Annotated in this window: 9 protein-coding genes and 1 riboswitch; of the genes, 4 read left to right on the top strand and 5 right to left on the bottom strand. The window is 73.8% G+C overall.

What is annotated here, in order from left to right:
- Nucleotides 1-106: 106 nt before the first annotated feature.
- Nucleotides 107-490, bottom strand: a complete 384-nt coding sequence (locus ACFPCV_RS29910; protein WP_378059725.1) for a VOC family protein — start codon at nucleotides 488-490, stop codon at nucleotides 107-109.
- A 121-nt stretch (nucleotides 491-611) separates the two neighbouring features.
- Entirely contained in the window at nucleotides 612-4,184 is a 3,573-nt protein-coding gene (gene cobN, locus ACFPCV_RS29905) for a cobaltochelatase subunit CobN (RefSeq protein ID WP_378059724.1), read from the bottom strand.
- Between the two features lie 22 nt (nucleotides 4,185-4,206).
- Here cobN and ACFPCV_RS29900 point away from each other — a divergent pair, with 22 nt between their 5' ends.
- The 3 genes from ACFPCV_RS29900 to ACFPCV_RS29890 are packed head-to-tail and all read left to right on the top strand — an operon-like array spanning nucleotide 4,207 to nucleotide 7,465.
- On the top strand, nucleotides 4,207-5,328 hold the full coding sequence (locus tag ACFPCV_RS29900; RefSeq protein WP_378059723.1) for a precorrin-3B synthase: 1,122 nt from the start codon (nucleotides 4,207-4,209) through the stop codon (nucleotides 5,326-5,328).
- The gene (locus ACFPCV_RS29895) at nucleotides 5,325-5,954 is read left to right on the top strand and encodes a precorrin-8X methylmutase (RefSeq protein ID WP_378059721.1); all 630 of its coding nucleotides are present in this window, start codon (nucleotides 5,325-5,327) and stop codon (nucleotides 5,952-5,954) included. Before ACFPCV_RS29900 ends, ACFPCV_RS29895 begins: the two co-directional genes overlap by 4 nt.
- Nucleotides 5,951-7,465, top strand: a complete 1,515-nt coding sequence (locus tag ACFPCV_RS29890; RefSeq protein WP_378059719.1) for a precorrin-2 C(20)-methyltransferase — start codon at nucleotides 5,951-5,953, stop codon at nucleotides 7,463-7,465. Before ACFPCV_RS29895 ends, ACFPCV_RS29890 begins: the two co-directional genes overlap by 4 nt.
- Here the strand turns inward: ACFPCV_RS29890 and ACFPCV_RS29885 are convergent.
- A complete protein-coding gene (locus ACFPCV_RS29885; RefSeq protein ID WP_378059717.1) occupies nucleotides 7,437-8,177 on the bottom strand; it encodes a cobalt-precorrin-6A reductase in 741 nt (246 codons plus the stop codon). The genes ACFPCV_RS29890 and ACFPCV_RS29885 overlap by 29 nt on opposite strands.
- 179 nt (nucleotides 8,178-8,356) lie before the next feature.
- On the opposite strand from ACFPCV_RS29885, the gene ACFPCV_RS29880 reads away from it, so the two are divergent.
- On the top strand, nucleotides 8,357-9,427 hold the full coding sequence (locus ACFPCV_RS29880) for a cobalt-precorrin-5B (C(1))-methyltransferase (protein ID WP_378059716.1): 1,071 nt from the start codon (nucleotides 8,357-8,359) through the stop codon (nucleotides 9,425-9,427).
- Here the strand turns inward: ACFPCV_RS29880 and cobM are convergent.
- Together cobM and cbiE are read right to left on the bottom strand one after the other, a co-directional pair.
- On the bottom strand, nucleotides 9,351-10,112 hold the full coding sequence (gene cobM, locus ACFPCV_RS29875; protein WP_378059714.1) for a precorrin-4 C(11)-methyltransferase: 762 nt from the start codon (nucleotides 10,110-10,112) through the stop codon (nucleotides 9,351-9,353). The genes ACFPCV_RS29880 and cobM overlap by 77 nt on opposite strands.
- 31 nt (nucleotides 10,113-10,143) lie before the next feature.
- The gene (cbiE, locus tag ACFPCV_RS29870) at nucleotides 10,144-11,343 is read right to left on the bottom strand and encodes a precorrin-6y C5,15-methyltransferase (decarboxylating) subunit CbiE (RefSeq protein ID WP_378059713.1); all 1,200 of its coding nucleotides are present in this window, start codon (nucleotides 11,341-11,343) and stop codon (nucleotides 10,144-10,146) included.
- 12 nt (nucleotides 11,344-11,355) lie between these two features.
- A riboswitch (cobalamin riboswitch) is annotated at nucleotides 11,356-11,504 on the top strand.
- The last annotated feature ends 6 nt before the right edge of the window (nucleotides 11,505-11,510 follow it).

Below are 11,510 nucleotides of genomic sequence, written 5' to 3'. Positions count from 1 at the left end.
GACAATGCTGCTCGTAGCGGTACAACCTGCGGCCTCTCGGTCGACGACCTGTCGGCCCCATCCTTGTCGCACGGGCACCCCGCGGACCTGACGAATTCCTGACGAATCAGGATATCCGCCGCTGGTCGCGACGTATCGGGTGGTCGGAGGGCACTTCGACGACCACGATCCGCAGCCCGTCCGGGTCCCGGACCCACATCTCCACCAGCCCCCACGGCTCCTTCTCCGGTCCACGCTCGACCGGAACACCGCGCTCGGTGAACTGCCGTGCGGTCTCCGTGATATCACGGACCTGCAACCACAGCACGACGTCCGGCCCAGGGCCGGTCTCCCCTCGGCCGGACACCTCGAGGAACCCGTTGCCGAGGAAGAACACCGTCCCGCCGGGGAACTCGCGGTACACGGCCAGCCCCAGCGTGTCGCGGTAGAACGCGAGCGTCGTGGCGGGATCGCGCGGGTGCAGGATCATCCGGCTCATGAGGAACTCCATGCCACGCAGCATTCCGCGTCCGCGGATGCCGTGCCCGGCCGGGCTCCCGGTGTGGCGGACCTCGCACCCGTGACCTCGATCACCCTTGGCGGCTCAGCGGGCCGTGACCACCGGCACCAGATCAGGTGCCGGACTCGAGGTCGCCTTCCGCCTTCAGGTAGAGGGCCCGCACGGCACGCAGCGTGTCCGCGTCCGGCTCCGCCCACAGCTTGCGCTCCGCCGCCTCGAGCAGGCGCTCGGCGATCCCGTGCAACGCCCACGGGTTCGACTCGGTCAGGAACTTCTGGTTCTCCTCGTCGAGCAGGTAGGTCTGCGCGAGCTGCTCGTACATCCAGTCGCTCACGACGCCGGTGGTGGCGTCGTAGCCGAACAGGTAGTCGACCGTCGCCGCCAGCTCGAACGCGCCCTTGTAGCCGTGCCTGCGCATCGCGGCGAGCCACCTCGGGTTCACCACCCTGGACCGGAACACCCTGGCGGTCTCCTCGGTGAGCGACCGGGTGCGGACCGCGTCCGGGCGGGTGCTGTCGCCGATGTAGGCGGCCGGGGCGCGACCGGTCAGGGCGCGGACGGTCGCGATCATCCCGCCGTGGTACTGGAAGTAGTCGTCGGAGTCGGCGATGTCGTGCTCGCGGGTGTCGGTGTTCTTCGCCGCCACCGCGATCCGCCGGTACGCGGCCTCCATGTCCTCGCGGGCCGGTGCGCCGTCGAGGTCCCGGCCGTAGGCGAACCCGCCCCACACCGCGTACACCTCGGCGAGGTCGCTGTCGTCACGCCAGTTGTGGCTGTCGATCAACGGGAGCAGACCGGCGCCGTAGGAACCGGGCCTGGAGCCGAAGACCCGGGTGGTGGCACGGCGTTCGTCGGCGTGGTCGTCCAGGTCCGACCGCACGTGCGCACGCACGTGGTTGTCCTCGTCGGACTCGTCCAGCGCGGCGACCATCCCGACCGCGTCGTCGATCAGGTAGACCACGTGCGGGAACGCGTCCCGGAAGAAGCCCGAGATCCGCACCGTCACGTCGATCCGGGGACGGCCCAGCTCGGTGAGCGGGACGACCTCCAGGCCGCTCACGCGGCGGGACGCCTCGTCCCACACCGGCCGGACCCCGAGCAGCGCGAACACCTCGGCGATGTCGTCGCCCGCCGTGCGCATCGCCGACGTGCCCCAGATGGACAGCCCGACCGACTCCGGCCACTCGCCGGTGTCGGTGCGGTAGCGGGTCAGCAGCGAGTCGGCCATCGCCTGCCCGGTCTCCCAGGCGAGCCTGCTCGGGATCGCCTTCGGGTCGACCGAGTAGAAGTTCCGGCCCGTGGGCAGGACGTTGACCAGACCACGCAGGGGCGAGCCGCTCGGCCCGGCCGGGACGTAGCCGCCGTCGAGTGCGTGCAGCACGTTGTCGATCTCGTCGGTCGTCCGCGCGAGCCGGGGCACGACCTCGGCGGCGGCGAACGTGAGCACGTCGGCGACGGCGGGCTCGACGCGGCCGAGCACCTCCTCGCACACCGAGGGAACCGCGTCCGTCGCCCAGCCCCGGGACTCCATCGTGGACACCAGAGCGGTGGACAGCTCTTCGATGCGGTCCACATCGGACCGTGCGGAAGAACCGTCCTCCGCCAGCCCCAACGCCTCCCGCAGGCCGGGCAGCGCGTTCGCGTTGCCGCCCCACACCTGCCGGGCCCGCAGCATCGACCCGACCAGGTTGACGCGCGCCTCGCCGGTCGGCGCGGCGCCGAGCACGTGCAGCCCGTCGCGGATCTGCGCGTCCTTCACCTCGCACAGCCAGCCGTCGATGTGCAGCAGGAAGTCGTCGAACTCGGCGTCGTGCGGGCGGTCGCTGATCCCGAGGTCGTGGTCGAGCTTCGCGGCCTGGATGAGCGTCCAGATCTGCGCCCGGACGGCGGGCAGCTTCGCCGGGTCCATGGCGGCGATCGACGCGTGCTCGTCGAGCAGTTGCTCCAGTCTGGCCATGTCGCCGTAGCTCTCGGCGCGGGCCATCGGTGGCACCAGGTGGTCCACGAGCACCGCGTGCGCGCGCCGCTTGGCCTGCGTGCCCTCGCCGGGGTCGTTGACGAGGAACGGGTAGATCAACGGCAGGTCGCCGAGCGCGGCGTCGGTCGCGCACGAGGCGGACATGCCGAGGTTCTTGCCCGGCAACCATTCCAGGTTGCCGTGCTTGCCGAGGTGCACCATCGCGTGCGCGCCGAACGTGTGCCGGATCCACCGGTAGGCGGCGAGGTAGTGGTGGCTCGGTGGCAGGTCCGGGTCGTGGTAGATGGCGACCGGGTTCTCGCCGAACCCGCGCGGTGGCTGGACGATCAGCACCACGTTGCCTGCCGGCAGCGCGGCGAGCACGATGTCCCCGTCGTCCACGAACAGCTCGCCGGGCGGCGGGCCCCAGTGCCGCTCGATCGACTCCCGCAGGCCGGCGGGCAGCGTGTCATACCAGTCGCGGTACTCGGAAGCCTTGATGCGGACGGGGTTCCCGGCGAGCTGCCCCTCGGTGAGCCAGTCGGGGTCCTGCCCGCCGGCCTCGATGAGCGCGTGGATCAGCGCGTCGCCGTCGCCGTTCGCCATGCCGGGGAGTTCGCCGACGTGGTAGCCGCGTTCCCGCATGGCGTTCAGCAGCCGAACCGCGCTCGCCGGGGTGTCGAGACCGACCGCGTTGCCGATCCGCGCGTGCTTCGTCGGGTACGCCGACAGCATCAGCGCGACCTTCCGCTCCCCCGTCGGCGTGTGGCGCAGCGCGGCGTGCCGCACGGCGATGCCCGCGACCCGTGCGGCCCGCTCGGCGTCCGGCACGTACACCGACAGCCCGTCTGCGTCGAGTTCCTTGAACGAGAACGGGACCGCGATGAGCCGCCCGTCGAACTCCGGCACCGCGACCTGCGTCGCGGTGTCCAAAGGGGACAGACCGTCGTCGCTGTCCGCCCACGCGGCGCGGCTCGACGTGACGCACAGCCCCTGGATGACCGGCACGTCGAGCGCGGCGAGCGCACCGACGTCCCACGCGTCGTCGTCCCCGCCCGCCGACGCGGCGGCCGGGGTGGTGCCACCCGCCGCGAGCACGGTGACCACGAGCGCGTCCGCCTTGCCCAGCAACGAGATCAGCTCGTCGGGCGCGGTGCGCAGCGACGCGCAGAACACCGGCAGCGCCTGCCCGCCCGCGTCCTCGATCGCGGCCGAGAGGGTCTCCACGAACGCGGTGTTCCCCGCCATGTGGTGCGCGCGGTAGTACAGGACCGCGACCGTCGGGCCCTCGGTGCGCCGCGCCGTGCGCTCCAGCCTGCCCCACCCGGGCGTCGGCACGGGCGGCGCGAACCCGTGCCCGGTCAACAGCACCGTGTCGGACAGGAAGTGGGACAGCTCACGCAGGTTGTCGCGGCCGCCGTGCGCGAGGTAGGCGTGCGCCTGCGCGACCACCCCGCCGGGCACGGTGGACAGCTCCATCAGTTCGGCGTCCGGCGCCTGCTCACCACCCAGCACCACGACCGGCCGCGGTCCGGCGAGCAGCGCGTCCAGGCCCTCCTCCCACGCCCGGCGCCCGCCGAGCAGGCGCACGACGACCAGGTCGGTGCCGTCGACGAGGTCCGGCAGATCGGCCGCCGCGAGCCGCGCGGGGTTGCCGAGCCGGTATCCGGCGCCGCTCGCACGCGCGGAGAGAAGGTCGGTGTCGGAGGTGGAGAGGAGCAGGATCACAAAAGAACTCTATATTCGGATCGTGCCGATCCGGAACCGTCAGATGGATGCCTGTCCTGGCGTGCTTGCCGTGCACCGTGCCGCCGACGGCGGGGTGGCGCGGATCCGGGTGCCGGGCGGACAGTTGTCCGCCGAGGCGTTCCGCGTGGTCGCGCGGGGCGCGGCCGAACTCGGCGACGGCAGCGTGGAACTCACGTCGCGGGCGAACCTGCAGGTGCGTGGGCTCGACGACGGCGCGGAGACCGAACTCGCGGCGCGCCTGTCCGCCGCCGGGCTGCTGCCGTCGGCGACGCACGACAAGGTGCGCAACATCATGGCGTCTCCCCTGACCGGCCGCGACACCGCCGGACTCGCCGACGTGCGGCCGCTCGTGTCCGAACTGGACGCCGCGCTGCGGGAAAACGCCGGGCTGGCAGGGCTTCCAGGGCGGTTCCTGTTCGCGCTCGACGATGGCCGGGGCGACGTCGCGTGGCTGGGTGCGGACGTCGCCGCGCTCGCGACCACCCCGGGGACCGCCGCGATCCTGTTGGGTGGCACCGACAGCGGGCTGCGCGTGCCCATCGGGGACGTGATCCTTCTCATGCTCGCCTGCGCCGAGGCGTTCCTGACCGAACGCGCGGACGAGTGGCGACTCGCCGAGCTGGCCGACCGGGCGCGTCGGCGTGTCGCCGCGCGGCTCGGCGCGTCGGTGGCGGAACCCGTGGCGCCGCAACCAGTTCCGGCCACCCCGTTCGGCCCGGCCGCGCAGGCGGACGGGCGCACCGCGCTCGTCGCTGGCGCGCCGCTCGGCTGGCTGAACCGTGCACAGGCCGCCGCGCTCGCCGACACCGGCGCACCGCTGGTGGTGACGCCGTGGCGGGCGGTGGTGGTCGCCGATCTGGCCGATGCGGCACCGGCCACCGAAGGGCTACGGTCTGCCGGGCTGCTCCTCGACCCTGGCGCGCCGAGGGTCACCGCGTGCGTCGGGCGGCCGGGCTGTGCCAAGGCACTCGCCGACGTGCTGGCCGACGCGCGGCCGGTGGCCGGGGTCGAGGTGCCGGTGCACTGGTCGGGGTGCGGCCGGCGCTGCGGACGGCCGCGTGGCGAGGTGCTGGACGTGGTGGCGAACGGGGACGGGTACGTGATGACGCGAGGAGACCGATGACGGACGCGATCGACTACCTCCGCGACGGCGCGGCGATCTACCGGCGCTCGTTCGCGACCATCCGCGCCGAAGCGGACCTCGCCGCGTTCCCGGCGGACGTCGAGCGGGTGGTGGTCCGCATGATCCACTCGTGCGGCATGGTCGACCTGGCCACCGACGTCGCCTTCTCCCCGGGCGTGGTCGCATCGGCTCGCGCCGCGCTGCTCGCGGGCGCACCGGTCCTGTGCGACGCGCAGATGGTCGCGTCCGGCATCACCCGGGGCAGGCTTCCCGCGGGCAACGAGATCGTGTGCACGCTGTCCGACCCCCGCGTGCCGGCACTGGCGGCGGAACTGGGCACCACCCGCAGTGCCGCCGCGCTGGACCTGTGGGGTGACCGGCTCGGTGGCGCGGTCGTCGCGGTCGGCAACGCACCGACCGCGTTGTTCCGGCTGATCGAACTGCTCGCCGCCGGCGCACCCCGGCCCGCGGCGGTGCTCGGCCTGCCGGTCGGGTTCGTCGGCGCGGCCGAGTCCAAAGTGGCGCTCGCCGCTTCGGTGCTCCCGCACCTGGTGGTGCACGGCAGGCGGGGCGGCAGCGCGATGGCCGTGGCCGCCGTCAACGCGATCGCGAGCGAGGCGGAATGAGCACGGGCACCCTGTACGGCGTCGGCCTCGGCCCCGGCGACCCGGAGCTGATCACGCTCAAGGCGGCGCGGCTGATCGAGGCGGCGGACGTCGTCGCCTACCACAGCGCGCGGCACGGCCACAGCATCGCACGCGGCGTCGCCGCCGCCCACCTGCGCGGCGACCAGATCGAGGAGCAGCTGGTCTACCCGCTGACCGTGGAGACCACCGACCACCCCGGCGGCTACCGGGGCGCGATCGCGGACTTCTACACCGAAAGCGCGGCGAAGCTGGCCACGCACCTCGACGCGGGCCGGGACGTGGTGCTGCTGTGCGAGGGCGATCCGCTGTTCTACGGCTCCTACATGCACATGCACACCCGCCTCGCCGGGCGCTACCCGACCGAGGTCGTGCCGGGCGTGACGTCGGTGAGCGGTGCCGCCGCCGTGCTGCGGGCACCGCTCGTCGAGGGCGAGGAGGTGCTCACCGTGCTGCCCGGCACACTGCCGCCGGAGGTGCTGGCCGACCGGCTGTCCGGCCCGGGTCCTGCCGCGGTGCTGAAGCTGGGCCGCAACTTCGAGAAGGTGCGCAAGGCGCTCACCGACGCGGGCAGGCTGGACGAGGCCCGGTACGTGGAGCGGGCGACGTGGGAGACGCAGCGGGTCGCGCCGCTGTCCGAGGTGGACCCGGACTCGGTGCCGTACTTCGCGCTCGCACTGCTGCCGAGTGGCCTGGCGGCCGGGCCGGCGCCCGCACCGCACGGCACCGCCGGGGCGGCGTCCGGCGGTGCGGTCGCGGTGGTCGGGCTCGGTCCGGCCGGGCGGCCGTGGCTCACCCCGGCGGCGCAGGAAGCGCTGGCCTGGGCGGACGACCTGGTCGGCTACGGCCCCTACCTCGACCGGGTGCCGCCGAACCCGAGGCAGCGCAGGCATTCCTCCGGCAACACCGTCGAGGCCGAGCGGGCGGCGCTCGCGCTGGAGCTGGCGCGCGGCGGGTCGCGGGTGGTCGTGGTGTCCTCCGGTGATCCCGGGGTGTTCGCGATGGCGAGCGCGGTGCTCGAGGTGGCCGACGACCCGAGGTGGGCGGACGTGCCGGTGCGCGTCGTGCCGGGGCTGACCGCCGCGCAGGCGGTGGCGAGCCGCGCCGGTGCGCCGTTGGGACACGACTTCTGCACGCTGTCGCTGTCGGACCGGCTCAAGCCGTGGGACGTGATCGCGTCCCGGCTGGCGGCGGCCGCGGCGGCGGACTTCGTGATCGCGATCTACAACCCGGCGTCCCGCAGCCGCCGCGAGCAATTGGTGGCGGCGAAGGAACTGCTGCTCGACCACCGCTCGCCGGACACACCGGTGATCATCGGCCGGGACGTCGGCGGCCCCGAGGAGGCGGTCGAGGTCGTGGCGCTGGCGGAGTTCGATCCCGCCACCGTGGACATGCGGTGCCTGCTGATCGTCGGCTCGTCGCGGACGCGGACCACGGAGCTGCCGGACGGCACGCGGCGGGTGTTCACCCCGCGGCACTACCCAGCCAGCTGAGGGCCTCCTCGACGGTCGCGACCACCGGCACGGCCGGCAGCGCGGGCCTGCGCACCACCACGACCGGCACCCCGAGCTCGCGCGCCACGGTCAGCTTGGCGACGGTGTGGTCGCCGCCGGAGTCCTTGGTGACGAGCAGGTCGATGTCGTGGCCGGTCATGAGCGCCCGCTCACCGTCCACCGTGTACGGACCACGGGACAGGATCAGCTCCTTGCGGGCGGGGAGCGGCAGGCCGGGCGGATCGACGCAGCGGATCAGGAACCACCGGTCGGATCGGGCGAACGCGGCGAGCCCCTGCCGGCCGGTGGTGAGGAACACGCGCCTGCCCAGGCCCGGCAGCATCGCCGCGGCCTCGGTGATCGAGTCGGCCCAGTGCCAGTCGTCGCCGGGGCCCGGCCGCCAGCCGGGCCGCCGCAGCAGCACCAGCGGGATCCCGGCGTAGTGGGCGGCTTTCGCCGCGGCGGCGCTGATCCGCTCCGCGAACGGGTGCGTGGCGTCCACGACGGCGGTGACCTTCTCGGCGACGAGCCAGTCGGCGAGCCCCTGCGGCCCCCCGAACCCGCCGACCCGCACCTCACCGGCCGGCATGCGGGGTCGCCGCACCCGCCCGGCGAGCGTGGAGACGACCCGGGTGCCCCGCTGTCCGGCCAGCTGTCCGGCCAGGAGGCGGGCCTCCCCGGTCCCACCGAGGATCGCGACACAGCGGTTCACCAACACACCCCCGACAGCCGACCGGCACGACCGCCTCGCCGCCGCGGCCACCGGAATTGTCGGTGCCCGCTGGTAGCGTGAAAACCGGGGGTCCCCCTGAGCGGTTGAATGGACCGTTCAATCGGGTTCGTCAGGTGGGTGGAGCTGACCGCGGCCCCGTGCGGTGGCAGGCTTGCCCCGTGGGCACTCCTCTGCGCCGTGGCTGGACCACCGGCGCCTGCGCGACCGCGGCCGCCAAGGCCGCGTGCACCGCGCTGCTCACGGGCGAGTTCCCCGACCCCGTGTCGATCGTGCTCCCCAAAGGCCACACCCCGGCCTTCGCGCTGTCCCAGACCGCGCTCACCGGCGACGCGGCCATGGCGGCGGTCGTCAAGGACGCCGGTGACGACCCGGACGTCACGCACGGCGCCACGATCCGCGCCACCGTCCGCCGTGGCCCGCCGGGCAGCGGCGTGACGTTCCGCGCGGGCCCCGGTGTCGGCACCGTCACCAAGCCGGGGCTGCCGCTGCCCGTCGGCGAACCGGCGATCAACCCCGTTCCCCGGCAGCTGATCAGCGCGGCCGTGGCCGAGGTCGGCGGCCTCGACGTGATCGTCGAGGTGGCCGTGGACGACGGGGAGGAACTCGCGAGGCACACCTGGAACCCGCGCCTCGGGATCATGGGTGGACTGTCCATTCTGGGCACGACCGGCGTGGTGGTCCCCTACTCGTGCTCCGCGTGGATCGACAGCATCCGCCGCGGCGTTGACGTGGCCAGGGCGGCCGGGCACCGGCACGTCGCCGCGTGCACCGGCAGCACGTCGGAGCAGGCCGTCGCGCAGCTGTACGGGCTGTCCGAGGACGCGCTGCTGGACATGGGCGACTTCGCGGGCGCGGCGCTCAAGTACCTGCGCCGCCACCCCGTGGACCGGCTCACGATCGCGGGCGGGTTCGCGAAGCTGTCCAAGCTCGCGGACGGGCACCTCGACCTCCACTCGGGACGGTCGCAGGTGAATCTCGACCGTCTCGCACAACGGGCGGGCCTGCCTCACCTCGCGACCGCCAACACCGCGATGGAGGCGCTGCAGCTCGCGCGGGCGGCCGGTGTGCCGCTCGCTGACCGGGTCGCGGAGGCCGCCCGTACCGAAGCCCTTGCCGTGCTGGCCGGGGCACCGGTCGACGTGGACGTGCTGGTCATCGACCGGGCCGGTCGCCTTGCCGGGCGCGCGCCTTCGAGTACAGGTGGGAGTCGGGAAAACCCTCCGCCGTGAGCACGTCGCCCACGATGATCACCGCGGTGCGCTTCACCCCGGCCTCGTGGACCTGGCCGGCGATCGTGGCGAGCGTGCCGCGCAGCACCACCTCGTCGGGTCGCGACGCGTACGCCACCACGGCGACCGGGCAGTCCGGCCCGTAGTTCGGCAGCAGCTCCCCGACGACCTGGTCGATCCGCTGCACGGCCAGGTGCAGCACCATCGTCGACCGCGTCCGGCCCAGCGAGGCCAGGTCCTCCCCCGGCGGCATCGCGGTGGCGCGCGCGGAGATGCGGGTCAGCACGACCGTCTGGCCGACCCCCGGCACGGTCAGCTCCCGGCCCAGGGTCGCGGCGGCGGCCGCGAACGCGGGCACGCCGGGCACGATCTCGTACGGCACGTCCTCGGCGTCCAGGCGCCGTGCCTGCTCGGCGACCGCGCTGAACACCGAGGGGTCACCGGAGTGCAACCGCACCACGTCGTTGCCGCGCCGGTGTTCCGCGACCAGCTCGGCGATGATCCGGTCCAGCGTCAGGTCGGCGGTGTCGACGAGCCGTGCGCCCGCCGGGCAGCCGGCCAGCACCTCGGGCGGCACCAGGCTGCCCGCGTACAGGCACACCGGCGTCGTCGCGATGAGCCGCTGTGCCCGCACCGTGATCAGGTCCGCAGCACCGGGTCCGGCCCCGACGAAGTGCACCGTCATGCGTCGCCACCTCCACCATCCACTCGCAAGCTCATGCCTCTCTCGCCACCTGCCACTGTGTCACCGGCATCATCGGCTTCCACCCGGTGAACCCGCCGACCGGGGCGGCCCGGCTCACCTCGATCCGCGTCAGCGTGCCACCCACCGCGGCCTGCCAGCGGGTCAGCACGGCCTCCGACTCGAGTGTCACCGCGTTCGCCACGAGCCGCCCGCCGGTGCGCAGCGCCGCCCAGCACGCCTCGACGACACCCGCACCGGTCAGCCCGCCGCCGACGAACACCGCGTCCGGTCGCGGCAGGTCCGTGAGCGCGCCGGGGGCCCGGCCCGGCACGACCCGCAGCGCGGGGACACCGAGCAGGCCGGCGTTGGCCCGGATCCGTTCCGCGCGCTCGGGCCGGGACTCGACGGCGACGGCGGTGCACGACGGGTGCGTGCGCAGCCACTCGATGGCGACGCTGCCGGAGCCCGCGCCGACGTCCCACAGCAGTTGTCCCGGCAGCGGGGCGAGCGCGGCCAGCGTGATCGCGCGGACCTCGCGCTTGGTGAGCTGGCCGTCGTGGTCGTAGGCGTCGTCGGGCAGGCCGGGGGTGCGGCCGAGTGGCGAGACGCCGGGTGCGGCGCGGCAGTCGAGCGCGATCACGTTGAGCGGGCCCGTCTCGGCCGACCACGTGGCGGCGGTGCCGTCGTGCCTGCGTTCCGCCGGGCCGCCGAGGTCGTCGAGGACGGTCATGGCGGTCGGCCCGAACCCTCGATCGCGCAACAGCGCGGCGACCGCACCCGGCGTGTCCGCGCCCGCGCTCAGCACCAGCATCCTGCGGTGTGGCAGGGCGATCAGCGACTCGACGGGACGGCCGACGAGGCTCACGACGTCGACGTCGTCCACCGGCCAGCCCAGCCGCGCACACGCGAGCGACACCGAGGACGGGTGCGGGTACACCCGCAGCGCGGCCGCACCGAACAGCCGCACCAGGGTGGTGCCGACGCCGAAGAACATGGGGTCGCCGCTCGCCAGCACGCACACCCGCCGCCCGCTGTGCTCGGCGAGCAGCGGTTCGACGGCGGGCAGCATCGGCGACGGCCACGTGACCCGCGTCGCAACCGAGTCCGGCAGCAGCGCGAGCTGCCGGGCGCTGCCGACGACGACCTCGGCGCGGGCCACGGCGTTCCTGGCCGGTTCCGCGAGCCCGGCCCAGCCGTCGGCACCGATCCCGACCACGGTGATGGGTTCCACGAACCGGCACCGTAATCGACTTTCCGCGCGGTGTCTGACACGATGCGAGAGAACCAACAGCGAGGTGTGCGAGGAAACCAGCGCGAATCTGGTGCGGTCCCGCCACTGTGAGCCGGAGCGATCCGGCGAGCCAGACACTCGGCCCCCGCTGCAGACCGACTCGGGCG

Origin of the sequence: Actinophytocola glycyrrhizae, from assembly GCF_042653545.1 — a bacterium.
Classification (GTDB): domain Bacteria; phylum Actinomycetota; class Actinomycetes; order Mycobacteriales; family Pseudonocardiaceae; genus Actinophytocola; species Actinophytocola glycyrrhizae.
The sequence above is the reverse complement of the archived record's forward strand: the minus strand, read 5'-3'. Positions and strand labels throughout refer to the sequence as shown.

What these genes read in the sequence shown, in the direction of transcription:
- ACFPCV_RS29910 (WP_378059725.1), bottom strand. Translation starts at nt 490, where the DNA reads ATGGAGTTCCTCATGAGCCGGATGATCCTGCACCCGCGCGATCCCGCC.
- ACFPCV_RS29890 (WP_378059719.1), top strand. Translation starts at nt 5,951, where the DNA reads ATGAGCACGGGCACCCTGTACGGCGTCGGCCTCGGCCCCGGCGACCCG.
- cobM (WP_378059714.1), bottom strand. Translation starts at nt 10,112, where the DNA reads ATGACGGTGCACTTCGTCGGGGCCGGACCCGGTGCTGCGGACCTGATC.
- ACFPCV_RS29895 (WP_378059721.1), top strand. Translation starts at nt 5,325, where the DNA reads ATGACGGACGCGATCGACTACCTCCGCGACGGCGCGGCGATCTACCGG.